The 17,448-nt window shown below is 66.0% G+C and carries 20 protein-coding genes; 6 read left to right on the top strand and 14 right to left on the bottom strand.

The annotated features are described in order from the left end of the window. Positions 1-2: 2 nt before the first annotated feature. From dnaJ to hrcA, 4 genes are all read right to left on the bottom strand, one after another. A complete protein-coding gene (gene dnaJ, locus F623_RS0103740) occupies positions 3-1,151 on the bottom strand; it encodes a molecular chaperone DnaJ (protein WP_018860639.1) in 1,149 nt (382 codons plus the stop codon). Between the two features lie 142 nt (positions 1,152-1,293). Further along, positions 1,294-3,225: a molecular chaperone DnaK gene (gene dnaK / locus F623_RS0103735; protein WP_018868055.1), complete on the bottom strand. Its 1,932-nt coding sequence runs from the start codon at positions 3,223-3,225 to the stop codon at positions 1,294-1,296. A gap of 121 nt (positions 3,226-3,346) precedes the next feature. After that, the gene (grpE, locus tag F623_RS0103730; protein ID WP_018868056.1) at positions 3,347-3,928 is read right to left on the bottom strand and encodes a nucleotide exchange factor GrpE; all 582 of its coding nucleotides are present in this window, start codon (positions 3,926-3,928) and stop codon (positions 3,347-3,349) included. A gap of 126 nt (positions 3,929-4,054) precedes the next feature. Further along, a complete protein-coding gene (gene hrcA / locus F623_RS0103725; protein WP_018860642.1) occupies positions 4,055-5,110 on the bottom strand; it encodes a heat-inducible transcriptional repressor HrcA in 1,056 nt (351 codons plus the stop codon). A gap of 112 nt (positions 5,111-5,222) precedes the next feature. On the opposite strand from hrcA, the gene F623_RS0103720 reads away from it, so the two are divergent. Beyond that, entirely contained in the window at positions 5,223-6,101 is an 879-nt protein-coding gene (locus F623_RS0103720) for an NAD(+) kinase (RefSeq protein WP_018860643.1), read from the top strand. A 7-nt stretch (positions 6,102-6,108) separates the two neighbouring features. Continuing rightward, positions 6,109-7,770, top strand: a complete 1,662-nt coding sequence (gene recN / locus F623_RS0103715; protein ID WP_018868057.1) for a DNA repair protein RecN — start codon at positions 6,109-6,111, stop codon at positions 7,768-7,770. 177 nt (positions 7,771-7,947) lie between these two features. Here the strand turns inward: recN and F623_RS0103710 are convergent, their stop codons facing one another. Genes F623_RS0103710 through F623_RS0103700 form a run of 3 tightly spaced genes read right to left on the bottom strand, consistent with a single transcriptional unit; the run spans position 7,948 to position 9,624 of the window. After that, entirely contained in the window at positions 7,948-8,430 is a 483-nt protein-coding gene (locus F623_RS0103710; RefSeq protein WP_018868058.1) for a gamma-glutamylcyclotransferase, read from the bottom strand. A gap of 2 nt (positions 8,431-8,432) precedes the next feature. Continuing rightward, positions 8,433-8,939, bottom strand: coding sequence for a YcgN family cysteine cluster protein (locus F623_RS0103705; protein WP_018860646.1), 507 nt, complete (start codon positions 8,937-8,939; stop codon positions 8,433-8,435). Next, a complete protein-coding gene (locus F623_RS0103700) occupies positions 8,932-9,624 on the bottom strand; it encodes a hypothetical protein (protein ID WP_018860647.1) in 693 nt (230 codons plus the stop codon). The genes F623_RS0103705 and F623_RS0103700 overlap by 8 nt, the downstream gene beginning before the upstream one ends. Positions 9,625-9,713: 89 nt before the next feature. On the opposite strand from F623_RS0103700, the gene F623_RS0103695 reads away from it, so the two are divergent. The 3 genes from F623_RS0103695 to F623_RS0103685 are packed head-to-tail and all read left to right on the top strand — an operon-like array spanning position 9,714 to position 11,582. Then, positions 9,714-10,838, top strand: coding sequence for a hypothetical protein (locus F623_RS0103695; RefSeq protein WP_018860648.1), 1,125 nt, complete (start codon positions 9,714-9,716; stop codon positions 10,836-10,838). Between the two features lie 59 nt (positions 10,839-10,897). Continuing rightward, positions 10,898-11,113, top strand: a complete 216-nt coding sequence (locus F623_RS0103690) for a hypothetical protein (RefSeq protein ID WP_018860649.1) — start codon at positions 10,898-10,900, stop codon at positions 11,111-11,113. Between the two features lie 25 nt (positions 11,114-11,138). Beyond that, a complete protein-coding gene (locus F623_RS0103685) occupies positions 11,139-11,582 on the top strand; it encodes a hypothetical protein (protein WP_018860650.1) in 444 nt (147 codons plus the stop codon). 30 nt (positions 11,583-11,612) lie between these two features. Here F623_RS0103685 and F623_RS0103680 read toward each other — a convergent pair whose 3' ends face one another. Then, positions 11,613-12,284 carry a tetratricopeptide repeat protein gene (locus F623_RS0103680; protein ID WP_018860651.1) on the bottom strand — a complete coding sequence of 224 codons (672 nt, stop codon included), beginning with the start codon at positions 12,282-12,284 and terminating at the stop codon, positions 11,613-11,615. 241 nt (positions 12,285-12,525) lie between these two features. Here F623_RS0103680 and F623_RS0103675 point away from each other — a divergent pair, with 241 nt between their 5' ends. After that, positions 12,526-12,789 (top strand): hypothetical protein, encoded by a 264-nt coding sequence (locus tag F623_RS0103675; RefSeq protein WP_018860652.1) that lies wholly within the window; start codon positions 12,526-12,528, stop codon positions 12,787-12,789. A 140-nt stretch (positions 12,790-12,929) separates the two neighbouring features. Here the strand turns inward: F623_RS0103675 and F623_RS0103670 are convergent, their stop codons facing one another. The 6 genes from F623_RS0103670 to F623_RS0103645 form a co-directional block, all read right to left on the bottom strand. Further along, a complete protein-coding gene (locus F623_RS0103670) occupies positions 12,930-13,121 on the bottom strand; it encodes a hypothetical protein (RefSeq protein WP_018860653.1) in 192 nt (63 codons plus the stop codon). Positions 13,122-13,310: 189 nt separating this feature from the next. Next, complete coding sequence (locus tag F623_RS0103665) at positions 13,311-15,482, bottom strand: TonB-dependent receptor domain-containing protein (RefSeq protein WP_018860654.1); 2,172 nt, start codon at positions 15,480-15,482, stop codon at positions 13,311-13,313. Between the two features lie 102 nt (positions 15,483-15,584). Then, on the bottom strand, positions 15,585-15,758 hold the full coding sequence (gene hemP / locus F623_RS13030; protein WP_018860655.1) for a hemin uptake protein HemP: 174 nt from the start codon (positions 15,756-15,758) through the stop codon (positions 15,585-15,587). Next, complete coding sequence (locus F623_RS0103655; protein WP_026278569.1) at positions 15,755-16,171, bottom strand: biopolymer transporter ExbD; 417 nt, start codon at positions 16,169-16,171, stop codon at positions 15,755-15,757. The genes hemP and F623_RS0103655 overlap by 4 nt, the downstream gene beginning before the upstream one ends. Before the next feature lie 2 nt (positions 16,172-16,173). Next, positions 16,174-16,929, bottom strand: coding sequence for a MotA/TolQ/ExbB proton channel family protein (locus F623_RS0103650; protein WP_018860657.1), 756 nt, complete (start codon positions 16,927-16,929; stop codon positions 16,174-16,176). Between the two features lie 57 nt (positions 16,930-16,986). Then, positions 16,987-17,298 (bottom strand): energy transducer TonB, encoded by a 312-nt coding sequence (locus F623_RS0103645; RefSeq protein ID WP_018868059.1) that lies wholly within the window; start codon positions 17,296-17,298, stop codon positions 16,987-16,989. Positions 17,299-17,448: the final 150 nt, after the last annotated feature.

The raw sequence follows: 17,448 nt of genomic DNA, 5'->3' as shown, positions 1-17,448 counted from the left end.
GCCTACTTTGACCAGAAGTTCAGGTCCTCGAAAAAGCCCTTCACGCCATCCAGCCAGGAGTGCGCTTGCGGGCTGTGCTTGGTGCCGCCCGCCTGGGTCGATTCCTCGAACTGGCGCAGCAGCGCCTTTTGCTCCTTGGTCAGGTTGATCGGGGTCTCCACGGTCACCCGGCAGATCAGATCGCCGACACCACCCCCGTGCACCGACTGCACGCCCTTGCCGCCAACGCGGAATTGCTTGCCGGTCTGGGTCTCGGCCGGCACCTTCAACTTCACCCGGCCATCCAGGCACGGGACCTCCAGCTCGCCGCCGAGTGCCGCGATGGCAAACGAGATCGGCACGTCAATGTGCAGGTCCGATCCGTCGCGACGGAACAGCTTGTGCGGCTTGACCCGCACCTGCACGTAGAGATCACCCGGCGGGCCGCCGTTGATCCCGGCCTCGCCCTGGCCGGCCAGGCGGATGCGGTCGCCGCTATCGACCCCGGCGGGGATCTTCACGTCCAGCGTGTTCTGCTCCTGCACCCGGCCATTGCCGTTACAGGCCTTGCAGGGGTTGGCGACGATCTTGCCCGAGCCCTCGCAACGCGGGCAGGTCTGCTGCACCGAGAAAAAGCCCTGCTGGATACGCACCTGACCCACGCCGTTACAGGTGGGGCAGGTTTCCGGAGAGGTCCCCGGTTCGGCACCCGAGCCGTCACAAGCCTGGCAGGATACGGTGGTCGGAATGCGGATCTTGACCTCGGTGCCGAACACGGCCTCCTCGAGGGTGAGGTCCAGGTTGTACTGCAGGTCGGAGCCGCGGAATGCGCGCGAACCGCGTGCGCGGCCACCGCCTCCCCCGAAAATGTCGCCGAAGATGTCCTCGAAGATATCCGAGAAGTTGGAGGCCCCGGCACCACCAAAGCCCCCGGCCCCGCCATCGACGCCGGCATGGCCGTAGCGGTCGTAGGCGGCCCGCTTCTGGTCGTCGCTCAGGACGTCATAGGCGGCCCGCGCCTCCTTGAACTTGGCCTCGGCCTCCTCGTCCCCCGGATTGCGGTCGGGGTGGTACTTCATCGCCAGACGGCGAAAGGCCTTCTTGATGTCGGCGGCCGAGGCGTCCTTGGAGACGCCCAGCACCTCGTAGTAGTCGCGTTGTGACATGGTCATTCCCAGCTAGCCCGAATGTTCGCGTGAACGCGGAGTGCCTTCACGCAAACGCCCGGAGGGTACCCCGGGCGCGGCGTTAAAACGACAGGGAAACGCGCGGGCCTCCCTGGCGGTGGGACACAAGGCCCCACCGGGTGTGGCATCAGCCCTGCTTTTTCTGGTCGTCGTCGACTTCCTCGAACTCGGCATCCACGACATCGTCACCCTGCTGGCCGCTATCGGCCTGCTCGGCCCCGGCCTCGCCCGCGGCATCCGCGTTCTGGGCATAGGCCTTCTCGGCCAGCTTGCCGGAGGCCTCGGCCAGCTTCTGCGTCGCCTGCTCGATGGCCTCGGCGTCATCACCCTCCATGGCCTGCTTGACCTCGGCGACGGCCGATTCGATCGCGGAGCGCTCCTCGTCGGAGACCTGATCGCCCAGATCCTTCAGCGACTTCTCGGCCGAGTGCACCAGGGCGTCGGCCTGGTTGCGCGCACCGACCAGCTGCTGGAACTTCTTGTCTTCCTCGGCGTGGGCCTCGGCATCCTTGACCATCTGTTCGACTTCGTCATCGGACAGACCGGAGGAGGCCTTGATCACGATCTTGTTCTCCTTGCCGGTCGCCTTGTCCTTGGCCGAGACGTTCAGGATGCCGTTGGAGTCGATGTCGAAGGTGACCTCGATCTGCGGCACGCCGCGCGGCGCGGCCGGGATATCCTGCAGGTCGAAGCGGCCCAGCGACTTGTTGGCGCTGGCCATGTCGCGCTCGCCCTGCAGCACGTGCACGGTCACGGCCGTCTGGTTGTCCTCGGCCGTGGAGAACACCTGGTTGGCCCGGGTCGGGATGGTGGTGTTCTTCTCGATCAGCTTGGTCATCACGCCGCCCATCGTCTCGATGCCGAGCGACAGCGGGGTCACGTCCAGCAGCAGCACGTCCTTGACGTCGCCACCCAGCACACCGGCCTGTACCGCGGCACCGACCGCGACAGCCTCGTCCGGGTTCACGTCCTTGCGCGGCTCCTTGCCGAAGAACTCCTGCACCGCTTCCTGCACCTTGGGCATGCGCGTCTGGCCACCGACCAGGATCACGTCGTCCACCTCGGAGGCGGACAGGCCGGCATCCTTCAGCGCAACCTTGCACGGCTCGATGGAGCGCTTGACCAGGTCGTCGACCAGGCTCTCCAGCTTGGCGCGGGTAATCTTCAGCGCCAGGTGCTTCGGCCCGGTGTTGTCGGCCGTGATGTACGGCAGGTTGACCTCGGTCTGCTGGCTGGACGACAGCTCGATCTTGGCCTTCTCGGCGGCCTCCTTCACGCGCTGCATCGCCAGCGGGTCGCCCTTGATGTCGATGCCCTGGTCCTTCTTGAACTCCTCGACCAGATAGTCGATCAGGCGGTTGTCGAAGTCCTCGCCACCCAGGAAGGTATCCCCGTTGGTCGCCAGCACCTCGAACTGGTGCTCGCCATCGACCTCGGCGATCTCGATGATGGAGATATCGAAGGTACCGCCACCCAGGTCGTACACGGCGATCTTGCGATCACCGCGCTTCTTGTCCATGCCATAGGCCAGCGCGGCCGCGGTCGGCTCGTTGATGATGCGCTTGACCTCGAGCCCCGCAATCTTGCCGGCGTCCTTGGTCGCCTGGCGCTGCGAGTCGTTGAAGTACGCCGGGACGGTAATCACGGCCTCGGTCACGGTCTCGCCCAGGTAGTCCTCGGCAGTCTTCTTCATCTTCTGCAGCACGCGCGCCGAGATCTCCGGCGGGGCCATCTTCTTGCCCTGCACCTCGATCCACGCATCGCCATTGTCGGCCTTCACGATATTGTAGGAGACGAGCTTGATGTCCTTCTGGACCTCGCCTTCGTCGAACTTCCGCCCGATCAGGCGCTTGGCCGCAAAGATGGTGTTCTGCGGGTTGGTGACCGCCTGACGCTTGGCTGACTGGCCAACCAGCACCTCGCCGTCCTCTGAAAAGGCGACGATGGACGGGGTGGTACGGGTACCTTCCGCGTTCTCGATGACCTTGGCCTGGTCGCCTTCCATGACGGCGACACAGGAGTTGGTGGTCCCGAGGTCGATACCGATGATCTTGCCCATGACTGAATTCTCCTGATGCGAAAAATGTTCGTTGCAGAGGCTGCTCTCTGCCTGGATGTACGGGAATCTGGGGCCCGGGCCGCCCTTTTCAAGCCCCCGGGCTGAACGGGCCGCGAGCCGGTCAGGCGCTCTCGTCGATGTTGGGCGACGTCGGCGCCTTGGAGACCACCACCATCGCCGGGCGCAGCACGCGGTCCTGCAGCAGGTAACCCTTCTGCATCGTCGCCACCACGGTATTGGGGGGACTCTCGGGATCCTCCTGCATGGACATGGCCTGGTGGCGTTCCGGATCGAAACGCTCGCCCGTCGGGTCCTCGGCCTTGATGCCGAATTTTTCGAAGACCTTGTTCAGGTTCTTCAGGGTCAGCTCGGCCCCCTCGATGATGCGTTCGACATCCTTGGACTCGCGGGCGGCCTGCAGGCCCATTTCCAGGGAATCGCTCACCTCCAGCATCTCGGAAGCGAATTTTTCCATCGCGTACTTGTGTGCATTCTCCAGTTCGCGCTCGAAACGCCGGCGCTGGTTTTCCAGTTCCGCCTGGGCGCGCAGGGCCTGGTCGCGACGCTCCTCGGCCAGGGCCTCAAGTTCCTGCAGGCGTGCCTCGGCACCGTCGACATCCTCGCCGGACGACTCCTGCATCTCCTCCGAATCTGCGGCCTCGAGTGCCTCTTCCTGTTCCTGGGGTTCGCGCTGGTCGGACATGTCTGCCTCACGAGAAATCGCTAAAAAGAAAACGCACACCGGACCTTGCGGGGCGGCATACGCGGTTCAATTCGTCTTGACTGTCAGAACTCTGGGGACATCCGGGCCGGTTTCAAGGGCATCCGGCTATTTCGTGTCGTGGGCCGGATCACCCAGCGCCGAACCCAGCAGGCGCGCGGTCACATCGACAATCGGAATCACGCGATCGTAGGACATGCGAGTGGGTCCAATAACCCCGAGTACGCCGACCACTTCCCCGTCGACACTGTACGGGGCGGTCACCACCGAGCAGTTCTCGAACCAGTCGAGGCCGGACTCGCGACCGATGAAGATCTGCACCCGGTCGCTGCGGATGCACTGGTCCAGAATGCCGAGGATCTCGCGCTTCTCGTTGAACGCCTCCAGCAGCTGGCGAAGACGGTCGATGTCGGCCAGTTCCTCGTAGCTGAGCAGGTGCGTCTGTCCCGCCACCACGACGTCGTCCGGATCCTCGCCGGCCACCGCCTTTTCGCCCAGATCAATGGCCGCCAGCATCATCGCATCGAGGTTCTCGCGCACGTCGCGCATCTCGCGCAGCAGGGCATCGCGCACCGCGTGCAGGCTCTTGCCGGCCAAGTGCGCGTTCAGATAGTTGGCCATGCGCTGGAGATCGTCCTGATCGAAATCGCGCTCCAGCTCCAGCACCCGGTTCTGCACCTCCTTGCCGTCGATCACCAGGATCGCCAGCACCCGACGTTCGCCCAGCCGGAGGAACTCGAGCTGGCTGAGTGCCACGTTGCGGTGGCGCGGCAGACGCACCATGCCCGCCATGCGCGTCACCTGCGACAGCAGGTTGGAGGTCGCCCCCATCAGGTCCTGAGTGGTCGCGTTCGGGTCGAAACCCGACTGGATCGCACGGATCTCGTCGGCCGTTGGCTCGCGCACCTCCAACAGGCTGTCGACGAACAGGCGGTAGCCGCTCGCGGTCGGGATCCGCCCAGCGGAGGTGTGCGGCGCCTGAATCAGACCCAGGTCCTCAAGATCGGCCATCACATTGCGCACCGTCGCCGCACTGACATTGAGCCCGGAGGTGCGCGCGAGGGTACGCGAGCCGACCGGCTGACCGTCGCGGATATAGCTCTCGATCAGGGTCCGCAGCAGGGTACGGGCCCTGGCATCCAGATTGATCGCAGCGTTTTCCATCGGTGATCAGCGCTCCATGTGGGCGAGTGACAATGCCCAGTGTTCGATCCGCACCGAGAGACGTCAAGAAACCGCGGATGCAGTCCCCCGCCCTTTTCCGGATAATGCCGCCATGATGCCGGAATTCAACACGATCGGGCTGGTGGGCAAGACCAGCGACTCGCGCACGGGCCCACTGGTGGCGCGGCTGGTGGAATTGCTGCGTACGCGCGGCCGCCAGGTCCACATGGAGCAGGACATCCCCGGCTTCGATCGCCCGGACGACATCACCCTGCTCCCCCTGACCGAACTGGCCGAGGCAGCGGACCTGCTGATCGTGATCGGGGGCGACGGCACCCTGCTGGCCACCGCCCGTCAGATCGCGGACAGCGAGACCCCGGTACTCGGCATCAACCTCGGGCGGCTGGGCTTCCTGGTGGACGTCTCGCCGGAGACGGCCTGCGAGGAACTGGGCGAGGTCCTCGACGGGGCCTATGAGCTGGAACCGCGCGCGATGCTCGAGGCCGAGCTGATCCGCGACGGCGTCACCATTCACGAGGGCATCGCGCTCAACGACGTGGTGCTGCACGTGCTGAGCGTGGTGCGCATCATCGAATTCGACACCGCGATCGACGGCATGGACATCGGCCGCCTGCGCGCCGACGGGCTGGTCGTGGCCACCCCCACCGGCTCCACTGCCTACGCCCTGTCCGCCGGTGGCCCGATCCTGACCCCGCAGCTGGATGCGATGGTCATGGTCCCGGTCTGCCCGCACAGCCTGAACCACCGCCCGCTGGTGGTCAGCGGACGTTCCACGGTGGAGATTCGCCTGTCCAGCGGGAGCCGGTCGCCGGCCCAGATCGCGCTGGATGGCCAGGAGAACATCGACTTTGCCCCAGGCGATCTGGTGCGCATCCGCCGCCGCGAGCGCAACCTGACCCTGATCCACCCGCGCGAGCACTACTTCCTGCGCGTGCTGCGCACCAAGCTGCGCTGGGGCGAGCAGCCCTGATCCCGCCATGCTGCGACTGATCAGCATCCGCGACTTTGCGATCATCGACCACCTCGAACTGGAGCTGGACACGGGCCTGAGCGCCCTGACCGGCGAGACCGGGGCCGGCAAATCCATCCTGATCGACGTGATCGGCCAGCTGCTGGGCGACCGCGCGGACGCCGGCATGGTGCGCGAGGGCGCCGAGCAGGCCGACCTGTCCGCGGAGTTCGCCCTGCCCAACACAGGCCCGGCCGGCACATGGCTGACCGAACAGGATCTGGCGGACCCCGATGACGACGCGGTGCTGCTGCGGCGGGTCCTGACCCGCCAGGGCAAGAGCCGCGCCTGGATCAACGGCCGCCCGGTTGCGGTCGGCCAGCTGCGCACCCTGGGCGAGTGGCTGGTGGACATCCACGGCCAGCACGCCCATCAGCAGCTGCTGCAGCGCGACACCCAGCGCCACTGGCTGGACGGCTTTCTCGAAGGCGACCGGGTATCCCGCGTACGCGAGGCCCATCAAGCCTGGCGCGAGGCCGCCCGGGCGCTGGAGCAGGCCCGCGAAAGCCAGGCGGACACCTCCGACCGTCTCGACCTGCTGCGTTTCCAGACCACCGAACTGGCCGAACTGGCCCCGGTGCAGGACGAATATCCGCAACTGCTGGTCGAGCAGAACCAGCTCGCCCACGGCACCGAGGTACTGACCGCGCTGCAGACCGCCAGCCAGCAGATCGAGGACGACGCCGGACTCGATGCCCAGATCGGCCATGTCCTGCACGCACTGCAGGACGCCGCGCAGCACGACGAACGGGTCAACCCGGCTGTGGAGCTGCTGGAATCCGCGCGCATCCAGATCATTGAGTCCAACGACACCCTGCGCCGGCTGGCCGACGGCATCGAACTGGACCCGGCGCGCCTGGCCGAGCTGGACCAGCGCGTCGGCGAGTATCTGCGCCTGGCGCGCAAGCACCGCGTCGACCCCGAGGCCCTCCCGAGCCTGCACGACGAACTGCAAACGGAGCTGGACGCCCTGGAGAACGGCGACCAGACGCTCGAGGCCCTGGAAGCGCGCGAACAGGAGACCCGTACCGCCTTTGATGCGGCCGCCAAGGCGCTGAGCCAGGCCCGCCAGCAGACCGCCAGCCGCATCGGCCAGGCGGTCACCGACACCATGCAGGAGCTGGGCATGGCCGGCGGCCACTTCGAGATCGCGATCGAGGCCGCCGACAAGCCACAAGCGCACGGTGTGGATCACATCGAGTTCCGCGTCGCCGCGAACCCCGGCGCCGCCCCCCAGCCGATGGCAAAGGTCGCCTCCGGCGGCGAGCTCTCGCGTATCGGGCTCGCGCTACAGGTGCTGGCCAGCCAGCAGCAGACCGTGCCCACGCTGATCTTCGACGAGGTCGACAGCGGCATCAGCGGCGCGGTCGCCGAGGTCGTCGGGCGCAAGCTGCGCACCCTGGGCGAGCGCCATCAGGTCCTGTGCGTGACGCACCTGGCGCAGGTCGCCGCCCAGGCCCACCAGCAGCTGGAGGTGCAGAAGTCGCACGGCAAGGACGGCACCCGGACCGCCATCCAGCCGCTCGACGACGAGCGCCGCGTAGAGGCCCTGGCCCGCCTGATCGGCGGCACCCAGCTCACCGAGACCACCCGCACCCACGCCCGCGAACTCCTCGCCGCGGCTGGCTAGTCCGGCACGGAGACCACAAGGCAAAACGTAGAATGCAATGAGCGCAGCGAATCGCATCACTCCAGGCGTGAAGCCTGTTTCAGCCCCAACGATGCGATTCGCTCCGCTCATCAGCTTCCTACCCCTCGCGGGCCGTGGAGCGGATGCTACAGGATCACCACAAGTGGGCCATGCGGTTCAGGGCCGCGCTGGCCAGGTGCCGTCCACCAGATGGCGCGCGCCGGGCGGCAGACGCGGCATCCAGTAGACCCAAAGGGCCGCCGGGCCATCCTCGGTCCAGGCGGGCACGAGTGCACGGCGATACTCGCCGCGGCCGTCCGGGCGGACGCCCTCGAGGGCATCGACGCGTGGCAGGGTCCGCCGCGGGTCGGGCAGGCGGATCCACTCGCCATGCACGACCTCCTGTGTCGTCTCAGGAAAAGGCGACGCCAGCCCCCGAAAACGGCGCTGACGCCCCGCGTCTCGGACAGGGTCCTGCCCGGCATTCAGCAGAATGCTGCTGTCGGGGATCTGTACGGCGGGGTAGCCCACGGGCAGATCATAGAGCGACCCCGCGATGGTGGCCGCACGAATCCAGAGGGCCCGCGCGCAGAATGTGCGGTGGTTGGCAAAGCCCTGCTTCAGCGTCCCGTACACGAACAGGTCGACGTAGCCCGACATCGCTACTCTCGCGGGAGCTTTACCACCGGGCGCCACAGACGCGCGGACTCCGGGACCTGACCGGGCCAGTCGACCACGTAGTCGATCAGAGGGAGATCAGGGGCATCGCACTCGCGGATGACCCGGCCGGCCACGGAGACGCGCGCGCGCTTGACCGTCTCCGGATCCCCCGTGAGCAGCGGGTGCCAGGTGGGCAGTGGCTGGCCCTCGAAGCGCAGCCGATAGGCGCAGGTAGGCGGCAGCCAGTGGTAGCTCGGGAGGTCCTGCAGGGTGAGCTGGATGCAATCGGGCACGAAGGAACGCCGGTTCGCGTAGTCCGAGCAGGCGCCCGTCTCGCAGTCGAGCAGATCACAGGCCAGCCAGGTAAAGGCAAGATCGCCCGAATCCTCGTCTTCCAGCTTGTGCAGGCAACAACGGCCGCAGCCGTCACAAAGGGCCTCCCACTCGGCGTGGTTCAGCGTCTCGAGCGGACGTTCCCAGAACGGGACCTCGTCTGCAGGATCACTCATGGTCCTCGCCGATCATGCGCCGCCCCTCGTCGCGCAGGCGATTCATGGTCTCGCCCCAGCGCTCCTGGGTCACATAGTGCATCAGCACGCGGCCCCGGCGCGGCACCATGATGGCCAGGCCGCGATCAGGATAAAGCCAGTAGCTGTGGTCGGAATCGACCTGCATCCGCTCGGCCGGTTCGCCAAAGCGCTCTTCCAGGACGTCGGGGGTCCAGCGCGCGCGGGGGATGTAGCTCATCTCCACGATCGGCACATTGCCCAGCGAACTGAGCGCCTCGTCGCTCAGCCCGTAGCGCCATGCCCCGCTGGGCATCGGCCGGTCGGAGGTCGTCTGGGACTCGATGCGATCAAGCTCGGCCTCGTCCAGATCCGGACGCAGCACCAGGTTCGTTTCGAACGGCGGGATGCGCGCATTCACGTAATAGGCCTCGACCGAACGGCTCCCGTCCGGGTCCACGAACAGGCGGATATCCGGTACCGGCAGGCGGCCCATCTGGTCGGCCATGGTCGATTCACCCAGCGTAAAGCCCAGCACGCGGGTGCGCTGCTCGTCGATCACCTGCACCTGCCAGGGCAGGTCGGTGAACTGCTGGGTACGCTGACCGCCCGGGTTGGAATAGACCCACATCGCCAGCGCCATGATCACGGCCATCGCGATCAGTCCCACGATCCAGCGTATCTGCATGCGTTGCACTCTCCGACGCGGGGCGGCCCCGGCGCGCCGGCTCTCGTATAATGCCGGCCCTCCCGCTGACCACCGGATGACAGCACGCCATGTTCTCACGTTTGTCCGCCTGGATCACCGCCCGCTCCGTGCCTGCCGGCAGTGCCGGTCGCATCGTCCTGCTGGCCCCGAAAAAGACCCTGCTGGCCGCCGGCGACTGGCTCGACGACCTGGCCGCCACCGTGGGCCCACTAACGCTCGGCGTAACCGATGCCGAACGTGATGGGGGCTTGCCCGACCCGGGTGGTGACCGGCCCGCAGTGGCACTGCCGCCGGAGCTGGCCCTGGAACGCCTGGCACGCCTGCAGCCACGAGCCGTGGTCGTCATCGGCCCGGTCGGCGAACTGGGCTCGTCACTCGCCACGATCAGCGCGCCCCGCCTCTGGGTAAACGCCGAGGGCGACGCCTCGACCGACATCGAGTGGGCCGAGGTCTTCGCCGCGCGCGATCAGGCCTGCAACGCGCCTGGGGCACGGGTAATCGGCGACCCAATCGCCGGTGCCGTCGATCTGCCCGCGGCCCCGGCTCCCGACACGGACTTCTGCGAACGCTTTCGCGAATACCACGAGAAGGGGCACCCCATCCTGCTCGCCCCCAACACGGGGCCTGGCGAGGAGGCCTTTGCGTTCGCGGTACTGTTCGCCGTGCTGCGCAAGACCGCGGCGATCCTGCTGCTGGCGCCCGCGGACCGCGAGCGCCACGAGCCGGTGTACCGCGACGCGATCAAGTATTCGCTCCCGATCATCCGCCACAACCGCTTCATGACGTCCTTTGTGCCCCGCAAGAATCGGGTCTATTACATTGAGGATCCCGACACCCTGCACTCGGCCTACGGTTGCGCGCACGTGACCCTCCCTGGCGGCACACTGGCCGCTAGCGAGACGCCACCGGACCTCGGGCTGCCCCTGGCTCACGGCAGTGCCGTTATTTGTGGACCGGCGGAGAACCCGACTCAGCCGGACGCCGCCACCCGTCTGCGCCTGGCCGCCGAGCACACCGGCCTGGTTTCGCGCTGCAGCACACCAGAAGAGGTGGCCGACGAGGTGCTCGCACGCCTGGCAGAGAGCCGGACCGCACAGGATCGACGCGACGACCTGGCGCAATGGCAGCAGCGCCAGGCCAATGCCCGCTCCAGCGTTCGCGATGCCCTGACCGACAGTCTCGCCAACACATGAAGCGTCTTCCAAGTAATTGATCTATAATTATCAAGACGTTCATTAAACGGATTCACTCGATGATCGATGGTAGCGCGTCCCTGACGGGCATCCAGAACGGTGTCACCAGCATGCGCGAGCAGGCGCATACGGTGGCCACCGAGCCGGCCGGCGGGCGCGAAAGCACGACCGCACAGGTCGGCATGATTGCGAGCCAGAACCAGGTCGAGGCCTCGGTGAAGACCCTGCAGGCCGAAGACCGGTTGATCGGGTCGCTGCTGGACGTGCGCGCCTGAGACAACGGGTTCCGGGAGGCGGACGATGGAAGTCCCAGTCAGTAATCCTTCAGCGGCGGTCCCGCTCGGCACCCGGCCGACGGGCTCTGATCGCCTGGGGCTCGGCCAGACTTCGGCACCCGCGGAGTTTGATCGCCCACTGAACGACCCCGAGGCCGGCGAGGCCCGCCGCCCGATCGAGGACGACGCGGAACAGGATAGCGATCGCCGCGGTGGCGACCAGAGTGACCGCACACTGGAGTTCGACGCGCGTTCCGAACAGGAACTGTCGAGCCGTGCGCGCATCAGCGCCGAGCAGGAGGCGGCCCGCATGCGCCGCGATGGCGACACGCTGGACGATGCAGCGATTCATGATGGCAGTTCGCTGGGGCAGGACGGCGTCGAGGCCTTGCGCCGCCGGGTGGAACTGGCCGTGCGCCTGGCAGGCCCCACCGAGGAGCCACGGCGCGAACTTAACGTGGTGGTCTAGTCACGCCACCTTAAGCACCAACCCCGCCGATTATTGCAGCCGCGTCACCGGCTGTCCCTGGCTTTGCAGCCACTCGCGGGCCTTCTCGCCCGCATGCAGGCGTTCGTCAGGGGTCAGTTCTCGGGCCACGCGCTCGCGATAACGGGCCGCGTTGGCCACACCCATCTCGGCGGCAATCGCATACCACTTGAACGCCGACACGTCCGAGCGCTCCACACCCTCGCCCATCGCGAACAAACGTCCCAGATTCGAGGCACCTCGTCCCTCGCCGCCCTCGGCTGCCAGCAGATACCACTGCGCGGCCTGTTCGGCGTCCTGCGGCAGCCCGCGCCCTTCATCGAACTTGAGTCCGAGATTGAACATCGCCTGAGCATTGCCGCGCTCGGCCGCTACGTGAAACCAGCGGGCGGCCTCGTTGGCATCGGGGGCAACGCCATCGCCCTGTTCGTAAAGGACGGCGAGATTGAAAGCGGCATCGGGAAAGCCTGCCTCCGCTGCACGGCGGTACCAGCGCGCGGCCGCCTCCGGATCGCGCGGCTGATATTGTCCCTCGTCGGCCAGCACCCCCAGGTTGTAGGCGCAGCGGGCATCGCCAGCAGCGGCACCGGCCCGCCAGCCATCGATCGCAGCTTCGATATCACCACGTCCCCAGGCCTTGCGGGCCTGCTCCACGAGATTTTCCAGTTCAGGGGTATCGGCCATGATCGGTTCTTTGTTACCCAGTCGCTTCCGGGACTCTCGGCATCGATATGAGTTCAACTTTACCGGGCGCCACGCCGGGGGTCGATTCGGCACACGGTCTTTCGTGATACCCGGCACAGGCGCAGTTGAAGCAGAAAATTCGGTCGAACTCGTGACGCCTGGGACTGTCCCCTGCTCCGAAAGCTCGGTGTTTTTTTCACACACCTCTCACACCAAGCCTTCGAGGAAGAGGAGAGTAACCATGAAACGATCCACTGGAATTCTGGCGACGCTTGCGATCGCCCCGTTCGCCCTGCTGGTCGGCTGTGGCGATGGCGAAATGGACATGGAAGAGTTCGAGCAGCAGCAGATGGAGCAGCAGGAACAAGGCGGGGGCGAACCGATGCAGCCACCGGCCGACGAGGGTATGCAACAGCAGCAGCCCCCGCAGGAAGGCGGCCAGATGCCGGACGAAGAGGGCAGCATGGAACCACCCGCGGACGGGGGTGGCGAACAGGACTTCTAGTCCTGCCGCCCGCCTGAAGCGCACAAAGGGAGGGGCCTGGCCCCTCCTTTTTTGTGTCTGGCCGACTGCCTCGAACCGCAAAAAAGAGGGCAGCGGCACAGGCCGCTGCCCTTTCACGCCAGCACCCTGACAACGAACAATCAGTTGTCGAAGGTGTCTTCCATCTCGTCACCAGCGTCGTCCATCGCATCGCCGGCATCGTCCATGGCGTCATCAATGTCTTCGCCCGCCTCTTCGGCCGGACCCTGGGTATCGCAGCCGGCGAGGCTGGCACCGCCCAGCGCCAGCATCAGCGCCAGGAAGAAAATCGTCAGTCGGGATTTGTCGAGCATCGGTTCACTCCTTTACCGGAAAATGGATCCTTCAAGTAGATAGTCCAATCGGCGACCTCTGTCGAGGACCGCCGCTTGCTGGACTCGGGCATTGGGACCATAAACCAGCCGGAATGATCGCCGCTCCGCCCACCGGCCCCGCCACACTGTGATCGCCGTCTGGTTTTCGGCGGGCTCGCTGGCAAACCATCAGAAACGGGCATTCAGCGAGACGAACAGGCGCCGGGGCTCGTAGAGGTTGTTGTAGACATTGCTGAAGGTGGTTTCTCCGGTGTCCTCCCGGGTATAGGGCCGGTAATCCTTGAAGTCCTTGTCGAAGAGGTTGTAGATCGTCGCGTTCAGGGTGACGTTCTCGGAAATGTGGTACGCGGCACCGACGTTCACCATCGTGAACCCGTGGAAATCCCCCAGGGCATCGTAGGCACCCTGCGCGCTGCCGCCGTCCTGCGGCTCGTGATAATTGCGCGGGCGGAAGGCGCTCGAACGGTACTCGGCCTCGGCGAAGGCCTCGACCCGCGGGGTCGCCTGCCAGTCCAGTCGGGCATTCAGCATGTGCTCGGGCACGCTGGCCAACGGGTCGCCGACGTTGCTGGCGGCGGTCCCGCCCCGTTTCACCTCGCTGTCCGTCCAGGTGTAGTTGGCCGAGAACGCCCAGTTGGGCGCAAAGCGGTAGCGCGTCGCAAGCTCGACCCCCCGCACCACGGACTCGCCAATATTCACGTCGATGCCTTCATTGGCCCCGGTGCCACGCTCGATCTTGTCCTTGAGCTCGTTGCGGAACACGGTCGCCTGAGCCGAAAAGTCCTGGCGGTTGTCATAGGCGACAGTGAACTCGACGTTGGTGCTGCGCTCGGGCTCCAGGTCCGGATTGCCGAACAGCGGCGTGGAGCCCCCGTCGCCATAGCCGATCACCCCGTCGCTGATCTGTTCGATGTACGGGGCGCGAAAGCCCTGGCCGATCCCGCCCTTGAGCGTGACGGTGTCCGTCGCACTGAACACCCCGTAAAGGCGCGGTGTAATCTGACTACTGAAGTTCTCGTTGTCGTCAAACCGCAGACCACCGGTCAGGGTGAAGCGGTCCGTCATGAACCACTCGTCTTCGACGAACAGGCTGTACTGCCAGAAGGACAGCGAATCCGGCAGGATGCCGTCTTCCAGCTTCGGACGCAGATACTGCCCCCCGACCGTCAGCACGTGGTCATCCAGATACGTGACCACCTGAGTATCCAGGATTGTGGTGTCCAGGCGGAGCGTTCGCGGTGCGCCTTCGCGCGAGGAATCCGGAACGGCCCCCTCGTTGATCGTACGCCCGAGCGTCTCCACCCGATCCTGGGTCAGAGTGGTCTCCCAGGTCCCGAAGTCGTAATCGCCCCGATGGCCGAGACGCACCTGATCGCGCTGGAACTCGAGTTCGCGCGAATATCCGCGCAGGAAGTCCTCGCGTGAATCGCCCGTGCCCGTCAGGCGCCCGAGCTGTCCGCGCGAGTTGTCGTAGCTTTGCCGCGTGGTATCCAGCCGCAGGGAGAATTCATCCTGCGCATTGGGTGTAAACAGCAGGCGGCCGCCAAAGGTCTCGACATTCGCGCTCGTCGGGTTCTGCCCCATAGTGCGGTTGTCCGTCAGGCTGGGCTCGGTGCCGGGGATGTCGATGCTGGAGGCCGAACGCTCGTACAGACGGGTATATAGCTGCATGGACAGGCGTTGGTCCACCAGCGGGCCGGCAAGATAGCCCTCCAGGGTGGAGTAGCCGCCAAAGTCGGAATCCGACTGGAACGTATGCCCCAGCGTCGCGGAGCCCTCCCACTCGTCGTCCGGCTTGCGGGTGATGATGTTGACCACGCCTCCGATCGCGTCGGAGCCATACAGGGTCGACATCGGCCCGCGAATCACCTCGATCCGTTCGATGGCCGCAACCGGAGGGATGAACACGCTGGAGGTATCAGTGAACGCATTCGGGGCCACGGTGCCGGAGACGTTCTGGCGTACGCCATCGATCAGCACCAGGGTGTACTCCTCGGGCAGCCCGCGCAGGCTGATCGTCTGATTGCCAGTCTTGCCGCTGCGGGCATCCAACGAGCGTACGTTCACCCCTTCGATCCCGCGCAGTGCGTCCGCGAGGCTGGTGACCTCGCGGCGCTCCAGCTCTTCGCGCGTCACCACGGAGATGCTGGCCGGCGCCTGTTCGAGATCCTGCTCGAAACCGCCCGCCGTGATGACGACCGGTGCCAGGCGTTGTTCTTCCTCTGGCGGGTTGGCCTGTACCGCCTCCTGGGCGTGGACGACCGAAACAGCGAACGGAAAGCCGAGAGCGGCGCTGGCGATACCAGCCAGCAGCGGAGTATTGCGGGTTGTTTCGAGCATGACGCAGTCTCCCTTTTGTAAAGGTCGCCCCCTTCACGGGGCCGGGAGGCTGGCTGGCTCGAACCGGGGTCTCGCTGGCTGGCATTCGGATTTTGGACAGGCTTACTTGGTCAGGATCAGTTTGTCGTTGGCAGTCTGGCGCAGGGTGTACCACTCGCCCCGGTGCCGGATACGGATCTGGCGCGCGGGACCGAGCAGGTCCTCGCTGGCCACCTCGCGCGGGCCGGCGGCCGGGCGCGAAGATGATGAACCGATGGTTCTGTCTCGCGCGTTCATCGCTCGGCCTCCGGTTCGGAGACAAAGGCCATGCGGCTCACGCCCGACTGGCGCACCTCGGCCATCACCCGGGCCAGCCGCTCGTAGCGCGTGTCCTGGTCCGCGCGCAGATAGATCGCGACGTCGGGCTGCTGCTCGACCGTCTCGCGCAGGCGCTCCGGCAGGCGGTTCAACGAGACCGGGTTGTTGTTCCAGTAGATCTCGCCGTCCCTGTCCAGCGAGAGCGTAACGCTGTCCGGCAGCTCGTCCGCGGGCTCGCTGGTCGCCTGGGGCAGTTCCAGCTCCACCGAGTGAGTGATCACCGGCGCGGTAATGATGAAAATCACCAGCAACACCAGCATCACATCCACCAGCGGGATCACGTTCATGTCCGACATCGGCTCATTGCTGTCGCCCAGGCGTCCAAAGGCCACGCTCACACCCCCTGGGGCAGGCCGGCCCCGGCGGAGGCACCCGCCTGGACATCGTCACGTGCTGTGTCGGCGCGGCGCGCCTGGCCCGGCTGCAGATCGGAATGCATCAGCAGCGCATGCAGATCATGGGCGAATGCCTCCAGCGTCTGGTGCTGCAGCCTCTGGGCGCGGTTGAATACATTGAAAAATGCCACGGCGGGGATCGCAGCCGCCAGGCCTGCCGCCGTCGCAATCAGCGCCTCGCCAAGCGGGCCGGCGACCAGGTCCATGGAGACACTGGCCTCCGTCGAGATATCGATCAGGGCCGCGTGGATACCCCAGACCGTACCCAGCAGCCCCACGAACGGTGCCAAACTGCCGACCGAGGCCAGAATCGTATTGCCCGCCTGCATGCGCAGGTTCTCGCGGTCCATCGACTGGCGGATCATGCGGACCACGTGATCGTCCAGCTGCTGCTCGGCCTTGTCGCTGCCGTCGCGCACGCCGCGATAATGGTCGAACGCGTGGTAACCATCCTGCGCAATCGATGCGAGCGGCCCCCGGCAATTGCCCGCGACGTTGCGAAAGCACCGAGCACTCTGGCTCTCCTCGAACGCGGCCAACGTCCGGCGGTTCTGCCGACGCACGCCCAACAGTGTGAAGAACTTTCCTGCCGCGATCGCCCAGGTGGCGATGGACATCACCAGCAGGGTCAGGAACACCCCGACCAGCAACGGGTCGCCGTGGCGGAATACATAAAAGACGTCGAAATCACTCATGGCTCTTGGCACTCGGCATTGCGTTTGAAGGGTTCGACTGAAAAGCACCGGGGCGCGTTAGCGCAGCTGGAATTCCATCGGCACGACAACCTCGGCCTCGACGGCACGACCACCCCGGCGCGCCGGCTCGAATCGCCAGCGCTCGACGGCCGACAGAGCGGCTTCATCCAGGCGGTCGTAACCACTGGATTCTTCGACCTCCCAGCGGACCGGTTCGCCTTCGGCCGACACTGTGACCCTCAACATCACGGTTCCTTCCTCGCGACGGCGCTGCGAGATACGCGGGTAGTCGGGCGGCGGGTTATCCAGATAATCCGCTCCGAATCCGGGCTCCTCGAACGGCTCATCCCCCTCGCCGGGCTCACCCACCGCGTCCTCTGAGGCGGTGTCCGCCGCATCTTCAGAGTCCGTGTCCTCGCGAGAGTCCGCTTCCGAATCCGTGGTCTGTTCTGGTTCTGGTTCTGGTTCTGGTTCTGGTTCTGGTTCTGGTTCTGGTTCTGGTTCTGGTTCTGGTTCTGG

This window comes from Thioalkalivibrio sp. ALD1, assembly GCF_000381245.1.
Classification (GTDB): Bacteria; Pseudomonadota; Gammaproteobacteria; order Ectothiorhodospirales; family Ectothiorhodospiraceae; genus Thioalkalivibrio.
The sequence above is the reverse complement of the archived record's forward strand: the minus strand, read 5'-3'. Positions and strand labels throughout refer to the sequence as shown.